This is a genomic window from Mycobacterium adipatum (assembly GCF_001644575.1).
In the GTDB taxonomy this organism is placed as follows: Bacteria; Actinomycetota; Actinomycetes; order Mycobacteriales; family Mycobacteriaceae; genus Mycobacterium; species Mycobacterium adipatum.
Window position 1 is genome coordinate 2,485,624 of sequence record NZ_CP015596.1, and the last position, 16,173, is coordinate 2,501,796.

13 protein-coding genes are annotated in these 16,173 nt (G+C 68.0%); 9 read left to right on the forward strand and 4 right to left on the reverse strand.

Annotation, left to right across the window (positions count from 1 at the left end):
* Positions 1–22 precede the first annotated feature (22 nt).
* Positions 23–2,020, forward strand: a complete 1,998-nt coding sequence (locus tag A7U43_RS11830) for a bifunctional copper resistance protein CopD/cytochrome c oxidase assembly protein (RefSeq protein ID WP_067995096.1) — start codon at positions 23–25, stop codon at positions 2,018–2,020.
* Here A7U43_RS11830 and pknB read toward each other — a convergent pair.
* A complete protein-coding gene (gene pknB / locus A7U43_RS11835; protein WP_067995097.1) occupies positions 2,017–3,861 on the reverse strand; it encodes a Stk1 family PASTA domain-containing Ser/Thr kinase in 1,845 nt (614 codons plus the stop codon). The two genes, A7U43_RS11830 and pknB, sit on opposite strands and share 4 nt — an antisense overlap.
* A 231-nt stretch (positions 3,862–4,092) precedes the next feature.
* Here pknB and A7U43_RS11840 point away from each other — a divergent pair, with 231 nt between their 5' ends.
* The 5 genes from A7U43_RS11840 (at position 4,093) to A7U43_RS11860 (ending at position 12,254) form a co-directional block, all read left to right on the forward strand.
* Positions 4,093–4,539, forward strand: coding sequence for a single-stranded DNA-binding protein (locus A7U43_RS11840; protein ID WP_067995102.1), 447 nt, complete (start codon positions 4,093–4,095; stop codon positions 4,537–4,539).
* Positions 4,540–4,616: 77 nt separating this feature from the next.
* Complete coding sequence (gene ettA / locus A7U43_RS11845; RefSeq protein ID WP_067995105.1) at positions 4,617–6,290, forward strand: energy-dependent translational throttle protein EttA; 1,674 nt, start codon at positions 4,617–4,619, stop codon at positions 6,288–6,290.
* 78 nt (positions 6,291–6,368) lie between these two features.
* On the forward strand, positions 6,369–11,189 hold the full coding sequence (locus A7U43_RS11850) for an NAD-glutamate dehydrogenase (RefSeq protein ID WP_068002510.1): 4,821 nt from the start codon (positions 6,369–6,371) through the stop codon (positions 11,187–11,189).
* Entirely contained in the window at positions 11,182–11,595 is a 414-nt protein-coding gene (locus tag A7U43_RS11855; RefSeq protein WP_067995110.1) for an acyl-CoA thioesterase, read from the forward strand. Before A7U43_RS11850 ends, A7U43_RS11855 begins: the two co-directional genes overlap by 8 nt.
* Entirely contained in the window at positions 11,592–12,254 is a 663-nt protein-coding gene (locus tag A7U43_RS11860; protein WP_067995112.1) for a DUF8010 domain-containing protein, read from the forward strand. Before A7U43_RS11855 ends, A7U43_RS11860 begins: the two co-directional genes overlap by 4 nt.
* On the opposite strand, the gene A7U43_RS11865 is transcribed toward A7U43_RS11860, so the two are convergent.
* Positions 12,246–13,805 (reverse strand): glycoside hydrolase family 13 protein, encoded by a 1,560-nt coding sequence (locus tag A7U43_RS11865; protein WP_067995115.1) that lies wholly within the window; start codon positions 13,803–13,805, stop codon positions 12,246–12,248. The genes A7U43_RS11860 and A7U43_RS11865 overlap by 9 nt on opposite strands.
* Complete coding sequence (locus tag A7U43_RS11870; RefSeq protein ID WP_082902106.1) at positions 13,805–14,209, reverse strand: globin; 405 nt, start codon at positions 14,207–14,209, stop codon at positions 13,805–13,807. The genes A7U43_RS11865 and A7U43_RS11870 overlap by 1 nt, the downstream gene beginning before the upstream one ends.
* A 170-nt stretch (positions 14,210–14,379) precedes the next feature.
* On the opposite strand from A7U43_RS11870, the gene A7U43_RS11875 reads away from it, so the two are divergent.
* The 3 genes from A7U43_RS11875 to A7U43_RS11885 are packed head-to-tail and all read left to right on the forward strand — an operon-like array spanning position 14,380 to position 15,758.
* Positions 14,380–15,024: an HNH endonuclease gene (locus tag A7U43_RS11875; protein ID WP_067995118.1), complete on the forward strand. Its 645-nt coding sequence runs from the start codon at positions 14,380–14,382 to the stop codon at positions 15,022–15,024.
* Between the two features lie 52 nt (positions 15,025–15,076).
* On the forward strand, positions 15,077–15,289 hold the full coding sequence (ctaJ, locus tag A7U43_RS11880; protein ID WP_067995121.1) for an aa3-type cytochrome oxidase subunit CtaJ: 213 nt from the start codon (positions 15,077–15,079) through the stop codon (positions 15,287–15,289).
* Entirely contained in the window at positions 15,276–15,758 is a 483-nt protein-coding gene (locus A7U43_RS11885) for a DUF5130 domain-containing protein (RefSeq protein ID WP_067995124.1), read from the forward strand. The genes ctaJ and A7U43_RS11885 overlap by 14 nt, the downstream gene beginning before the upstream one ends.
* A gap of 52 nt (positions 15,759–15,810) precedes the next feature.
* On the opposite strand, the gene A7U43_RS11890 is transcribed toward A7U43_RS11885, so the two are convergent.
* A complete protein-coding gene (locus A7U43_RS11890; RefSeq protein ID WP_067995127.1) occupies positions 15,811–16,161 on the reverse strand; it encodes an HNH endonuclease in 351 nt (116 codons plus the stop codon).
* Positions 16,162–16,173 lie beyond the last annotated feature (12 nt).

The window sequence follows — 16,173 nt, forward strand, 5'->3', positions numbered from 1 at the left end:
GGCGCCACTTACCCTTGAGGGCATGACGACCGTCGCGCCAGGCGTGCGCACAAGCGCCGTGTGGCCGGTCCTCTGCGGTGTGGCGCTGCTGGCCGGGGCGGTGGCCGCCGGCATCGGTGGCCTGTCCCTGGTGGACGCGCTGGCCGCGACGGGCCTGCCCGATCCGGGCCCGGCGACCACCTACGGGCTGCCGTTCGTGCGCGCGGTCGGCGAGATCGCCGGCGCCGTCGCCGTCGGCTCGTTCCTGATGGCCGCGTTCCTGGTACCGCCGCAGCGCAACGGGGTGCTCGACGCCGGTGGTTATCGGGCGCTGCGCACCGGCACCGCCGCAGCCGGCGTGTGGACGGTGTGCGCGATGCTGATGGTGCCGCTCACGGTGTCCGATATCACCGGCGCGCCGTTGACCAGCAGGCTCAGCCCGGTCGACATCTGGACGGTGGCCAGCATGGTGGAGACCGCGGGCACCTGGCGCTGGACGGCCCTGTTGGCCGGCATCGTGACGCTGATCAGCATCCCGGTGCTGCGCTGGTCCTGGACGCCGGTGCTGCTGGCCGGATCACTGGTCACCCTGTTGCCGTTGGCGCTCAGCGGTCACTCGTCGTCCGGGGGCGCCCACGACGTGGCGACCAACGGCCTGCTCATCCACCTGATCGCCGCGGTGGTGTGGGCCGGCGGCCTGATGGCGCTGTGGGTGCTGGCGGTGCGCGGCGGTGAGCATATCGACGTGGCCGCGCGCCGCTTTTCGGCGATCGCGCTGTGGTGCTTCGCGGCGATGGCCGTCTCCGGCGTCGTCAACGCCCTGGTGCGGGTCCGCCCCGCCGAGCTGGTCAGCACCACCTACGGTCTCCTGCTGTTGGGTAAGGCCACCGCCCTGGTGGCGCTCGGAGTGCTGGGCTGGCTGCAGCGCCGGCGCAGCGTCGCCGCACTGGCCGACGACCCCGCCGCCCGCCGCCCGCTGATCCAGTTGGCGCTCGTCGAATCGCTGGTGTTCGGGGTGACCTTCGGGCTCGCGGTGGCACTCGGGCGGACCCCGCCACCGCCGCTGGCCGAACTGCCGTCGATCACCGCCGTGGAGATCGGCTACGACCTGGCCGGCCCGCCCACCCTGGCGCGGGTGCTCTTCGACTGGCGCTTCGACCTGATCTTCGGCACCGCCGCCATCGTGGCGGCCGCGATCTACATCGCCGGGGTGGTGCGGTTGCGTCGCCGCGGCGACTCCTGGCCGGTGGGCCGGATCATCGCGTGGCTGTGCGGCTGTGCGGCGCTGCTGTTCGCGACGTCGTCGGGGGTCGGGCGCTATATGCCCGCCATGTTCAGCATGCACATGGCCGCGCACATGATGTTGTCGATGTTGGTGCCGGTGCTGCTGGTGCTGGGCGCGCCGGTGACCCTGGCGCTGCGCGCATTGCCCACCGCGGGCAAGGACCGCCCGCCGGGCCCGCGGGAGTGGCTGCTGGCCGCACTGCACAGCCGGGTGTCGACGTTCTTCACCAATCCGTTGGTGGCGACCGCGATCTTCGTGGCGGGTTTCTACGGGCTGTACTTCGGCGGCATCTTCGACGCGGCCGCCGACAGCCACGGCGCGCACCTGGCAATGAACGCGCACTTCCTGCTCAGCGGCTATCTGTTCTATTGGGTGGTCATCGGGGTGGACCCGACGCCGCGGCCGATCCCGCCCCTGGCCAAGCTGGCGATGGTGTTCGGTTCGCTGCCGTTGCACGCCTTCTTCGGTGTGGTGCTGATGGGTACGCAGACCGTGCTCGCCGGCGATTTCTACCGGTCACTCGGGCTGGCGTGGCACACCGATCTGCTCGCCGATCAACGTCTCGGCGGTGGGATCGCCTGGTCGACGGGCGAGGTCCCGCTGGTGCTGGTCATGCTGGCCCTGCTGATCCAGTGGCGGCGTAGCGACGACCGCACCGCCAAGCGGCTGGACCGGGCCGCCGATCGCGACGAGGACGCCGACTTGGCCGCCTACAACAGCATGCTGGCCAAACTGTCCCAGCGCGAAGATCGCTAGCTCCCGTAGTTCACCGTGATGATGCCGTCCCGGTTCACGCCGGTACCGGGCGCGGGGACCTGCTGCACGACCTTGGCGCGGCGGTCGCTGCCGGCGTCCATATCGGGTCCCTTCAGGAATTTCCCGACGAAACCGAGCGCATTCAGCTGTGCCAGCGCGTCCCCGTACAGCAGCCCGCGCAGATCGGGCATGGCGAACTGGTTGCCGCGGGAGACCTTCAGGGTGAGCGGGGCATCCGAGGCCACCGACGTCCCGGCCGGCGGATCGGTGCCGGCCACCTGGCCCGTCGGCAGCGTGCCGTCCGCGTCGGCCTGCAGGATGGTGGTGAAACCGGCGGTGTCCAGGTTCCGGGTGGCCTGCTCGACGGTCTGCCCGGTCACGTCGGGCACCGTCCGCGCCGAGGGACCCGAACCGACCAGGATCACGATCTCGTTGCTGGTGGCCGAATCCTGTTGCGCCGCAGGGACGGTTCCGACGACGCGGTCGAGTTCCTCGCTGGTGGAGGCCTGCGGCATCCGGCGCACGTTCTCGAAGCCGGCGTCGGCCAGCGTCGCCACGGCCTCGTCGTAGGACAGCCGGGAGACATCCGGGATTCGGCGCTGCTCCGGCCCGGTCGACACGTTCAGCGTGATATCGCTGCCCGCGGAGACGGAGCCACCGGCGGCCGGGTCGGTGCCGATCACCCGTCCCGCGTCGACCGATCCGTCGGGTTTGGCGTCCACCACCGGATTCAGGCCGCTGTCCTGCAGCCGACTCACAGCCTCCTGCTGGGTCAGTCCTTGCACGTCGGGAACCTGGATCCGGTTCACGGCGCCGACGATGTACACCCCGGCGATCACCAGCAGCGTGACGGCGACCAGGGCCCCGGCCATCACCCAGCGGCGAGATCCGCGCCGCGGCTGCTGGGCCGGAAACTGCAGGGTGCTCGGACCGCGGGCCGCGGGGACGTCATCGGTGTCATCGTGGTGTCCGGGCTGCGGCGGCCGGGCCTGCGGGGCGGTGCCGCTGGCGACCCGGCGCAGGTCGGCGTGCATCTCGGCCGCGCTCTGATAGCGCTTCTCGGGTTTCTTGGCCAGCGCCTTGAGCACCACCGCGTCGAGTTCGGCGGAGATCCCCGCCCTGCGCTTCGATGGCGGGACCGGCTGCTCCCGAACGTGCTGATAGGCAACCGACAGGGGCGTGTCCCCGGTGAACAGGGCCTGGCCGGTGATCATCTCGTACAACACGCACCCCAGCGAGTACACATCGGTGCGGGCGTCGACCTGATGGCCGCGGGCCTGTTCGGGGGAGAAGTACTGCGCGGTGCCGACGACGGCCGAGGTCGCGGTGAGGCGGTCCCCGGTGGTGGCGTTCATGGCGCGCGCGATGCCGAAATCCATCACTTTCACCGCGCCCGCGGAGGTGATCATGATGTTGGCCGGTTTGATATCGCGGTGCACGATTCCGCGGCTGTGGCTGAACTCCAGCGCCGTGCAGACCTCGGCGATGATGGAGATCGCCCGCTGTGGCGGCATCGCGCCATGGCGGGCGATCAGCTTCCCGACGGTGGCCCCGTCGACGTACTCCATCACCAGGAACGGCAGTTTGCCCTGCGGCGTCTGCGCCTCACCGGTGTCGTACACGGCCACGATCGACGGATGGTTCAGCGCCGCGGTGTGCTTGGCCTCCCGCCGGAAGCGCTGGTAGAAGTTGGGGTCGCGGGCGAGGTCGGCACGCAGGATCTTGATCGCCACCTCGCGGTGCAGTCGCACATCACGCGCGCGGTGCACCTCCGACATCCCGCCGAAGCCGAGGATCTCACCCAGCTCGTAGCGGTCGGTCAGCTGCCGCGGCGCGGTCATAGCGCCCCGCCGTTCACACCGATGCCGTCATGAGCCACACCCACGATCATCTCTCAATGCCGCCGCGGTGGACGCGACACCCCATCGGCGTCGGTTGTCCACAATGGCGGATCTGTGCACAGGCGACGGTCCCACCATGGTGTGCCGCGGTGACCTGTCGGTGCCCGGCGAGTCAATGGGACACCGGCCGACGGGACCGTCGGCACCGAGAAATGAGCGAAAGGCACTGCCATGTTCGAGACCCCGTTTTCCGTCGTCGGCACCGTGGTCACCGATCCCATCAAGCGCCGGGTGAATGACCAGGACTTCACCCGGTTCCGGGTGGCCAGCAATTCGCGCCGTCGCACCCCGGAGGGCACCTGGGAGACCGGCACCACGCTCTTCCTCTCCGTCAACTGCTGGGGAAAGGTCGCCGAGGGCGTGGTCGGCGTGCTCTACAAGGGGGACCCGGTGGTCGTGGTGGGCCATATCTACACCGACGAATACGAGGACAAGGAGGGCATCCGGCGCTCCAGCGTCGAGGTCCGCGCCTTCGCGGTCGGGCCGGATCTGAGCCGCTGCCGGGCCAAGCTGGAGAAGTCTCGGCCGGCCGCCGAACCGGCGTCGCCCGCCGGGTCCGACGGTGATGAGGGCCCCGATCGCACCGAGGCGTCCGACGAGCTGCCGATCTCGGCGTAACGGGGTGTTCGGCCGATGCCTAGGATGGGCTGCGGGTTTCACGAGATCTGCAGCGCGAGGAAAGGCAAGACGACGGCATGGCCGAATTCATCTACACGATGCGGAAGGTGCGCAAGGCGCACGGCGACAAGGTCATCCTTGACGACGTCACGCTGAACTTCCTTCCGGGAGCCAAGATCGGCGTCGTCGGTCCCAACGGGGCCGGTAAGTCGAGTGTGCTCAAGATCATGGCCGGCATCGACCAGCCCAACAACGGTGACGCCTTCCTGGCGCCCGGCGCGACGGTCGGCATCCTCATGCAGGAGCCGCTTCTCGACGAGACCAAGACCGTCCGGGAGAACGTCGAGGAAGGCGTCGCCGTCAAGGCCAAGCTCAACCGGTACAACGAGGTCGCCGAACTGATGGCCACCGACTACACCGATGAGCTCATGGAGGAGATGGGCCAGCTGCAGGAGGAGCTCGACGCCGCCGACGCCTGGGATATCGACTCCCAGCTGGAGCAGGCCATGGACGCGCTGCGCTGCCCGCCGCCCGACGAGCCCGTCACCCACCTCTCCGGTGGTGAGAAGCGCCGCGTCGCGTTGTGCAAGCTGCTGCTGTCCAAGCCGGACCTGCTGCTGCTCGACGAGCCCACCAACCACCTCGACGCCGAGAGCGTGCTGTGGCTCGAGCAGCACCTCGCCGACTACAAGGGCGCGATCCTGGCGGTCACCCACGACCGCTACTTCCTGGACAACGTGGCCGAGTGGATCCTGGAGCTCGACCGTGGCCGCGCCTACCCCTACGAGGGCAACTACTCCACCTACCTGGAGAAGAAGGCCGAACGCCTGGAGGTGCAGGGCAAGAAGGACCAGAAGCTGCAGAAGCGGCTGAAGGAAGAACTGGCCTGGGTGCGTTCGGGCGCCAAGGCCCGGCAGGCCAAGAACAAGGCCCGGCTGGATCGCTACGAGGAGATGGCGGCGGAGGCGGAGAAGACCCGCAAGCTCGACTTCGAGGAGATCCAGATCCCGGCCCCGCCGCGGCTGGGCAACCTCGTGGTCGAGGTGAGCCACCTCGACAAGGGTTTCGAGGGCCGCACCCTCATCAAGGATCTGTCCTTCACGCTGCCCCGCAACGGCATCGTCGGCGTCATCGGCCCCAACGGCGTCGGCAAGACCACCCTGTTCAAGACCATCGTCGGCCTCGAGCAGCCCGACAGCGGTGAGGTCAAGGTCGGCGAGACGGTCAAATTGAGCTACGTCGACCAGAGCCGTGCCGGTATCGACCCGAAGAAGAACGTCTGGCAGGTGGTCTCCGACGGGCTGGACTACATCGAGGTCGGACAGAACGAGATCCCGTCCCGCGCCTACGTGTCGGCGTTCGGGTTCAAGGGCCCCGACCAGCAGAAGCCCGCGGGCGTGCTGTCCGGTGGTGAGCGCAACCGGCTGAACCTGGCGCTGACCCTCAAAGAGGGCGGCAACCTGATCCTGCTCGACGAGCCCACCAACGACCTCGACGTGGAGACGCTGTCCTCGCTGGAGAACGCGCTGGAGAGCTTCCCCGGGTGCGCCGTCGTGATCAGCCACGACCGCTGGTTCCTGGATCGCACCTGCACGCACATCTTGGCGTGGGAGGGCGATGACGACAACGAGGCCAAGTGGTTCTGGTTCGAGGGCAACTTCGGCGCCTACGAGGAGAACAAGATCGCGCGCCTGGGCGCCGATGCGGCCCGCCCGCACCGGGTGACCCACCGCAAGCTGACGCGCGACTGATCCTGCGGGAGTGCCCGCACGTGACGCCGGTGTTTCACTAAGGTTGCAGTCGTGTCCGGAACCGCCGAGCAGTTGCACATGAGTCAGGACGCGATGACGCGGCTGACTTACGCCTACGTCGAGACCCACCACGGTCCGCACGGTGGCGCACCGGCGCCCGATAGCGCGGTCACCGCGCCGATCGAGCGTGGCCCCGCGACGAAGGTGACACCGGAGCTGCTGGCCGCCCACACCGCGGTCGGTCACCGTCGGCTGCCGGGGGAAACCCTGGTGGCGGTGTATCCGGCGGACGAGCCGGGCGGCTTCGGCCCGGCCATCCAGGTCGTCACCGACTACAGCGCGATGCTGATGGATTCGGTGACCGTTCTGCTGCACCGTCTCGGTGTCGGCTACGCGTGGGTGATGAATCCGGTGCTGCGGGCACGGCGGGGTTCCGACGGTGAGCTGCTGGCACTCGCGCCGGCCTCGGATCCGGACGCCCCCGACGGGTTCGACGAGATGTGGATCCACGTCCGGCTGTCCTCGACCGCCGATCCCGCGGCGGTGACCGAGATGGTGGAGCTGTTGCCCTCGGTGCTGGCCGACGCCCGCCAGGTCGCCGCCGATTCGGCGGCGCTGAACGCGACGCTCATCGGGTTGGCCAACGCGCTGGACTCCGATCACGCCGGGCACTTCGCGGGCCCGGACCGCCGCGATGTGGCCGCGCTGCTGCATTGGCTCGGTGACGGGCATTTCGTGCTGCTGGGTTACCAGCGGTGCGCGGTGCACAACGGCCAGGCCACCGTCGACGCGGCCAGCAGGCTGGGTGTTCTCAAATTGCGCACCGATGTGCTGCCGCAGCTGACCGAGGCCGAGGATCTGCTGGTGCTCGCGCAGGCCACCATGCCCAGCTTCCTTCGCTACGGCGCCTACCCCTACATCGTCGTGGTTCGAGAGAACCCGGCCGGCCCGGCGTCCAACCAGGCCATCGAACACCGCTTCGTCGGACTGTTCACGGTGGCCGCGATGAATGCCAACGTGCTGGAGATCCCGCTGATCTCGCGACGGGTGGACGAGACGCTGGCGCAGTCGCATTCCGATCCCAGCCATCCCGGGCAGTTGATGCTCGATGTCATCCAGACCATCCCGCGCTCCGAGTTGTTCGCGCTGCACACCCCGGATCTGCTCGAGATGGCAAGAGCGGTAGTTGATCTGGGCTCGCTGCGCCGCACTCTGCTGTTCCTGCGCGCCGACCAGCTGGGCCACTTCGTCTCGGCGCTGGTGTACCTGCCACGTGACCGCTACACCACCGCGGTCCGGTTGGCGATACAGGACATCCTGGTCCGCGAGCTGGGCGGAGTCAGCATCGATTACGCCGCCAGGGTGAGTGAATCACCTTGGGCGGTGGTGCATTTCACGGTCAAAATGCCCGACGGGTCGCAGCGGTCGGATGTCGACACCTCGTCGGACAACGAGGTCAGGATCCAGCACCTGCTCACCGAGGCCGCCCGGACCTGGGCGGACCGCTTGATCGGCTCGGTCAAGACCGAGTCGATCAGCCTGGCCGATGCCGAGTACTACGCCGGCGCGTTCCCCGAGATCTACAAGCAGGCCTTCGACCCGCAGGCGGCCATCAAAGACATCGCGATCATCGAAGAGCTGCAGGACAACTCGGTCCAACTGGTGTTTCGCGACGGCGGCGCTGAGCGCGTCGACCTGCTGACCTGGTATTTGGGCGGCCGGTCGGCTTCGCTGTCCGAACTCCTCCCGATGTTGCAGTGCATGGGTGTGGTGGTGCTCGAAGAGCGACCGTTCAGCGTCACCCGACCAGACGGTCTGGTGGTGTGGATCTATCAGTTCATGGTGTCCCCGCACCCGTCCATCCCCGCCATCTCCGACGCCGATATCGATGACGTGGCCAAGCGGTTCGCCGATACGGTGACCGCGATCTGGCACGGCCGGGCCGAGATCGACCATTTCAACGAACTGGTGTTGCGCGCCGGGCTGACCTGGCAGCAGGTCACCATCCTGCGCGGTTACGCAAAGTACCTGCGCCAAGCCGGATTTCCGTACAGCCAGGCCTTTGTCGAGGGCGTGCTCAACGGTAATCCCGGGACCGCGCGGTCCTTGGTGCAGCTGTTCGAGGCGCTGTTCACCCCGGAGGCCGACGTCGTCGACGCCGGCCGGAAGCTCGACGCCCAGGCTGCTGCCGCCGCCGTCGCCGCCGATATCGACGCCTTGGTCAGCCTGGACACCGATCGGGTGCTGCGGGCCTTCGCCGGGCTGATCCAGGCGACCCTGCGCACCAACTATTTCGTGGACAGCCCGGACTCGGCACGCGCCCAGAATGTGTTGTCCTACAAGCTCAATCCGGGGCTCATCGACGAACTGCCGTTGCCGCGGCCGCGATTCGAGATCTTCGTGTACTCACCCCGCGTCGAGGGTGTGCACCTGCGATTCGGGTTCGTCGCCCGCGGTGGTCTGCGCTGGTCGGACCGCCGTGAGGACTTCCGCACCGAGATCCTGGGCCTGGTCAAGGCGCAGGCCGTGAAGAACGCCGTGATCGTCCCGGTCGGCGCGAAGGGTGGCTTCGTGGTCAAGTCACCGCCGATGCCCACCGGTGACGCCGCGGCCGACCGCGACGCCACCCGCGCCGAAGGCGTGGCCTGCTATCGGCTGTTCATCTCCGGGCTGCTCGACCTGACCGACAATGTCGACAAGTCCAGCGGGGCGGTGGTGACTCCCGCGCGCGTCGTGCGTCGTGACGGGGACGACGCCTACCTGGTGGTGGCCGCCGACAAGGGCACCGCCACCTTCTCCGATATCGCCAACGACGTGGCCCAGTCCTACGGTTTCTGGCTGGGAGACGCCTTCGCCTCCGGCGGGTCGGTGGGATATGACCACAAGGCCATGGGCATCACCGCCAAGGGTGCCTGGGAATCGGTGAAACGGCATTTCCGCGAGATCGGGGTCGACACCCAGTCCCAGGACTTCACCGTTGTCGGTGTCGGCGATATGAGCGGCGACGTGTTCGGCAACGGCATGCTGCTGTCCCCGCACATCCGGCTGATCGCGGCCTTCGACCACCGCGACATCTTCCTGGACCCCAACCCGGATGCCGCGACGTCCTTCGCCGAACGTGAACGCATGTTCGCCCTGCCGCGATCCAGTTGGGCCGACTATGACCGCGCCCTGATCAGCGAGGGCGGCGGCGTCTACAGCCGGCAGCAGAAATCGATCCCGATCAGCCCACAGGTGCGCCACGCCCTGGGCCTGCCCGACGGTGTCGAGGAGATGACCCCGCCCGCGCTGATGAAGGCGGTGCTGCTGGCCCCGGTCGACCTGTTCTGGAACGGCGGTATCGGGACCTACGTGAAGGCCGAGACCGAGGCGGACGCCGATGTCGGCGACCGCGCCAATGACGCCATCCGGGTCAACGGAAACCAGTTGCGGGTCAAGGTGATCGGTGAGGGCGGCAACCTCGGCATCACCCAGCGCGGCCGCATCGAATTCGACCTGTCCGGCGGCCGGATCAACACCGACGCGCTGGACAACTCCGCGGGTGTGGACTGTTCCGACCACGAGGTCAACATCAAGATCCTGATCGACTCGCTGGTGACGGCGGGCAAGGTGAGTGCCGACGAGCGGACCCCGCTGCTGATGTCGATGACCGATGACGTGGGCCGGCTGGTGCTCGCCGACAACATCGACCAGAACGACCTGATGGGGACCAGCCGCGCCAACGCACCCAGCCTGCTGCAGGTGCACTCCCGCCAGATCAAGGAGTTCGTCACCGAGCGGGGGCTCAATCGCGAGCTGGAGGCGCTGCCGTCGGAGAAGGAGATCCTGCGCCGCCACGAGCTCGGGATCGGTTTGACCTCACCGGAACTGGCGACGCTGATGGCCCACGTCAAGTTGGCGCTCAAGGACGAACTGCTGCGCACCGACCTGCCCGACCAGGAGGTGTTCGCGGCGCGCCTGCCGCAGTATTTCCCGATCCAGCTGCGGGACCGGTTCACCGCCGAGATCCGATCCCATCAGCTGCGGCGCGAGATCGCCACCACGATGCTGGTCAACGACCTGGTGGACACCAGCGGCATCACCTATGCCTACCGGATGACCGAGGACACCGGAGTCGGCCCGGTCGACGCGGTGCGCAGCTATGTCGCCACCGACGCCATCTTCGGCATCGGGGAGATCTGGGAGGGCATCAAGGCTGCCGGACGATCCGGGATTCCGTGCGCGGTGACCGATCGGATGACGTTGGATCTGCGCCGGGTCATCGACCGGGCCGGTCGCTGGCTGATCAATTACCGCCCGCAGCCGCTGGCGGTCGGCGCCGAGATCAACCGGTTCGCGGAGAAGGTCGCCCTGCTGTCGCCGCAGATGTCGAAGTGGCTGCGTGGTGACGACAAGGCGATCGTGGCCAAGGAGTCCGGCGAGTTCGAAGCCCAGGGTGTGCCCAAGGAATTGGCTTACACCGTGGCCACCGGTCTCTACCGTTACAGCCTGCTCGACGTCATCGACATCGCCGATATCGCCGACCGGGACGCCGCCGAGGTCGCCGATGCGTACTTCGCGTTGATGGACCATCTCGGTATCGATGGTCTGCTCACCGCGATCTCGCAGCTGGATCGCGATGACCGGTGGCATTCGTTGGCACGCTTGGCGATCCGCGACGACATCTACGGTTCGCTGCGAGCGTTGTGCTTCGACGTGCTCGCCGTGGGCGAGCCGGACGAGACCGGCGAGCAGAAGATCGAGGAGTGGGAGCTGACCAACAGTTCCCGCGTCGACCGTGCACAACGGACGTTGAACGAGATTCACACCGAGGGGCAGCGGGACCTCGCGACACTGTCGGTCGCGGCCCGCCAGATCCGCAGCATGACGCGAACGACAGGAACGGGAACAAGTGGCTGAGCGTTTCACCACACCGGTGCCGGTGCGCTGGTCGGATATCGACATGTACCAGCACGTCAATCACGCCACCATGGTCACGATTCTCGAAGAGGCGCGGGTGCCGTTTCTGCACGAGCCGTTCGTGAACGACATCGACACGATCGGCCTGCTGATCGCCGAAGTCAACGTCAAGTACAAGGGGCAGGTGCGGTTGATGGATTCGCCGCTGCAGGTGACCATCTGGGTGAGCCGGCTGCGGACGGTGGACTTCAACCTCGGCTACGAGGTGCGGTCGGTGCACGCCGACCCGGACTCCAAGCCGGCGGTCATCGGGGAGACGCAGCTGGTGGCGTTCAACATTGCCGAGCAGAAGCTGGTGCGGCTGCTGCCGCATCACCGCGAGTATCTCCAGCGCTTCCAGCGGTGAGCAGTCCCGAACGCGGCCTGTGGCTCGATGACGCAGCGCACCGAAAGGACTTGTCCACCTTTGTCGATCGGGCCCTGCGGCTCGACGACGCTGCGGTGATCCGGTTCCGTGAACGCCCGGGCGCCGGGCAGCTGGTCGCCTGGGTGGCCACCGGTTTCGACGTGCTGGCCAGCCGGGTGGTGGCCGGACGGATGCGACCGGCCGATCTGTCGGTGGGTGCGGACAGTCTCGTGGGTGCCCTGTCCGCTATGGACGAATCCGGTTTCGTGGAGCCGGGTTTCGCGATGGACTCGGCGTGGCGGGGTGTGTTGCCGCCCGATACCGGGTTTGCCCACCTCGACGATGTGCCGGCCTGGGCGATCCTGGAATTGGTGGAGCGGGGGACCGCGCTGGCGCGCGAACACGGCAGCGCGCACGGGCCGCCGGCGTCGCTGCTGGATCAGGAGGTGCTCGCGGTGAGCGCGGGCGAGACCAGTGTGGGCATCCCGATGCGCTGTGTGTTCGCGTTGACGGCGATGGGTTTCCTGCCGCAGGACGCCGACGCGCTGTCCTCGGACGAGATCGTGCGGGTGCGGGTGCACCCGGCGTGGTTGCGGGTCGACGCGCGGTTCGGCACGGTGTACCGGCGCCTGGGGGACCCGGCGATGGTCCTACGCTGACACCAACCAAGCCGCGGTATCGGGCGGCAACAGCCCGTCTTTCAGCGGCCCACTGGTCAGCAGCACCTCGCCGGCCGGAAGCGTGACGGGCACGGCACCCGCGTTGAACGCACACACCAATCCACCCGGCCGCCGGAACGTCGAGTCGCCCAGCCATTCGACGGTGTCGCCGGCGAATTCGGCACGCCCGGTGCGTAACGCGATGGCCCGCCGGTAGAGCGTCAGCGTCGAATCGGGGTCGTCCCGCTGGGCCTCGACGGTCAGCGCCTTCCAGTCCGCGGGTATCGGCAACCAGGTGTCCGGTGTCGAGGAGAACCCGAATGGCGGCGCAGATCCGCTCCACGGCAAGGGAACCCGGCACCCGTCGCGGCCACGCTCGGCCCGCCCAGAGCGCTCCCAGACCGGATCCTGCAGCACGTCGTCGGGCAGCTCGACATTGGGCAGCCCCAGTTCGGCTCCGTTGTAGATGAACACGGTGCCCGGCAGGGCCAGTTTGACCAGTGCCATCGCGCGCGCCCGCCGCAGCCCGGCGGCACCGTTGCCGTACCGGCTGACCTCGCGCGGCACATCGTGGTTCGACAGCGTCCAGGTCGGTGCCGCGCCGGCGAGCGCCGCCGCATCGAGCGAGTTGTCGATGGCCGCCCGGATGCCGGCGGCGTCGTAGTCGGTCTGCACCAAGTGGAAGTTGAAGCCCAGGTGCAGTTCGTCGGGGCGCAGATATTTGGCGAACTGTTCGTTGCCGTGCACCCAGATCTCGCCGACGGTGACAGCGTCCGGGTAGTCGTCGAGCACGGTGCGGATGAACCGGTGGATGTCGTGCACGGCGTCGTTGTCGAAGCGTGGGTCATCGGCCTTGTTGCGCAGCAGCTCGTTCTCGGTCAGATCCATATCCGGCAGCGTCGCCGGTTTGGCCATCCCGTGCGCGACATCGATGCGGAACCCGTCCACCCCGCGGTCCAGCCAGAACCGCAGCGTCTTCTCGATATCGTCGAAGACCTCGGGGTGCTCCCAGTTCAGGTCGGGCTGGGCGGCGTCGAACAGGTGCAGGTACCACTGCCCGTCGGGCACCCGGGTCCAGGCCGGCCCGCCAAAGATCGACACCCAGTTGTTCGGGGGCTCCGAACCGTCCGGGCCGCCGCCATCCCGGAAGATGAACCGGTCCCGGTGCGTCGGGTCGGCGAGCGCCGCCACGAACCAGGGGTGCGCGCTGCTGACATGGTTGGGAACCAGGTCCATGGTGACCCGGATGCCGCGCGCGTGCGCGGCCGCGAGCAGTCGGTCCAGCGCCGCGAGATCACCGAACAGGGGATCGATATCGCGGGGATCGGAGACGTCGTAGCCGTGGTCGGCCATCGGTGACACCATGACCGGGTTGAGCCACAACGCCTGGACCCCGAGGTCGCTCAGATGGTCCAGCCGCTCGGTGATGCCGTCCAGGTCGCCGACGCCGTCGCCGTTGCTGTCGGCGAACGAGCGGGGATAGACCTGATAGAACACCGCCCGCGACCACCACTGGGGGCGAGCGGAGCGACCGGGGATGGGCGGCGCCATCAGAACGCCGAGTTCACCATCGAATCGGCAGCCATCTGCAGATAGTCCAGCAGCGCCCGGCGGTGCGCGTCGTCGAGGGTGTCCGAGTCGATGGACGCGACCGCGGTGTGCATGCAGCGCAACCAGGCGTCCCGCTCCAGGTAGCCGATCCGAAACGGTGCGTGGCGCATCCGCAGCCGCGGGTGTCCGCGCTGGTCGGAGTAGGTGCGCGGGCCACCCCAGTACTGCTCCAGGAACAACCGGAGCCGCTCCTCGGCGCCGTCGATATCGTCCTCGGGGTACAGCGGCAGCAGGATCTCGTCCTCGCGCACCAGCTCGTAGAACCGCGCCACGATCGCGGCGAACGTGGCGTGGCCTCCGACTTCGTCATAGAACGAGCGTTGCGGCTGGGTCACCGCACCCATTGTTCCCGATCGGCTGTGATGCCGACCGGGTGGGATGCCCCCGGATCCGGCGACGATTAGCGCAGCTAACAGCAGTTTCACCGGAAGTTCACCGGACTGACCAGCGAACACCCACGAAATTGTCGTGCGAGCGACCCCAAATCGTGGTGGACTGTCTTTCCGGAGGACGAATGTCGCAGCGCAAAAAGAGCCCTGCCCGACGACAGGGCTACCGATTCCCCACGGCCGTGGCCGATTCTGCCGGCGCGCACTGCTCACAAGTCGCCGAGGTTCCACCCGCCGCCCACCAGGGTTCGGTCTGGGGGCGGCGCCGGGTGCTGTTGCTCAATTCCACCTACGAACCGCTCACCGCGCTGCCGATGCGCCGGGCTGTCATCATGCTGATGTGCGGTAAGGCCGACGTCGTGCATGACGACCCGTCCGGGCCGGTCATCCATTCGGCGCACCGCACCATCGTGGTGCCCTCGGTGATCCGGTTGCGCACCTTCGTCCGGGTGCCGTATCGCGCCCGCATCCCGATGACCCGCGCCGCCCTCATGCACCGCGACCGGTTCCGCTGCGCGTACTGCGGGCAGAAGGCCGACACCGTGGACCATGTGGTGCCGCGCAGTCGCGGTGGTGAGCACTCCTGGGAGAACTGCGTCGCGGCGTGCTCGTCGTGCAACCACCGCAAGGCCGACCGGACGCTGGCCGAGCTCGGCTGGTCGCTGCACGCGGTACCGATGCCGCCCAAGGGACAGCACTGGCGGCTGTTGTCGTCGGTGAAGGAATTGGACCCGGCGTGGGTCAGATATCTGGGCGAGGGCGCGGCGTGATCTGCGCTGCGATACGGTTTGCATCGTGAGTACAGCACTTGCCCATGCCCTGATGGGTGGGGTCCCGATCGTCGTATTCCTGGTCTTGGCCGCGTTGGCCTACCGGCACAAGGGACCGCACCCGGAGTCATACAAGCTCGGCACCGAGTGGACCCACGATCCGATCCTGTGGGCTGCCGACGAGCCGGCCGACCATGGCCACGGCGGCCATGGCGGCCACGGCGATCACGTGACGGTGGGAGGTGGCGCAAGTGGCAAGTGGTAGCCATACCAACGAGATCGCCAGGACGACGACCGACGTCGACCTGCCCTACGGTTACGCGCTGACCTCCAGCGGCCGGATCTCGGGTGTCACCGAGCCCGGCGAGCTGTCGGTGCACTACCCGTTCTCGGTCAAGGACCTGGTCGCCCTCGACAATGCGCTGAAGTTCGGTTCGCGCTATGCGAAGGCCCGGTTCGCGGTGTACATCGGCGATCTCGGTGCCGACACCGCGGCCACCGCCCGCGAGATCCTGGCCAAGGTCCCGACCCCGGACAATGCCGTGCTGTTCGCGATCTCGCCGAACCAGAAGGCCATCGAGGTCGTCTACGGCGCCGAGGTGAAGGGCCGCGGTATCGAGACCGCCGCACCGCTGGGCATCTCGGCCGCACTGGGCTCGCTGCGCGATGGCAACCTGATCGACGCTCTGGTCAGCGCCGTCAACGTCACCTCCGCGGCAGTCTCGCCGCACTGACAGCTGTGCATATCGGCCCCGGTACCGCGCGTCGGTACCGGGGCTGATTGCGTCAGAGGGCAGGAAGCGTCATCGCCGCGCGGATCTCCACGTACCGCATCAGGAATGTCCGCTCGTCGAGCCGCTTGCGTCGCATCCAGTGCGTGACTTCCTCATTGCACTTGCTGGCGTTGCAGGCCGCGCACGCGGGCACCACATTCTCCACCGTGTACCGGCCGCCGCGGGAGATCGCCATGACGCAGTCGCGCTGCATGGGCTTGTCGGTCACCCCGCAGTAGGCGCAGCCGCCCCAGGCCTCCCGGATCGCAGCCCACTGCGCGTCGGTGAGGTCGTTGACGACGGCCTTGACCCGGCGGGTGCGCCGCCGGGCGGCGCGGGCTCTGCGCGAGTTGTTGACGGCCACCGGGAAATCATG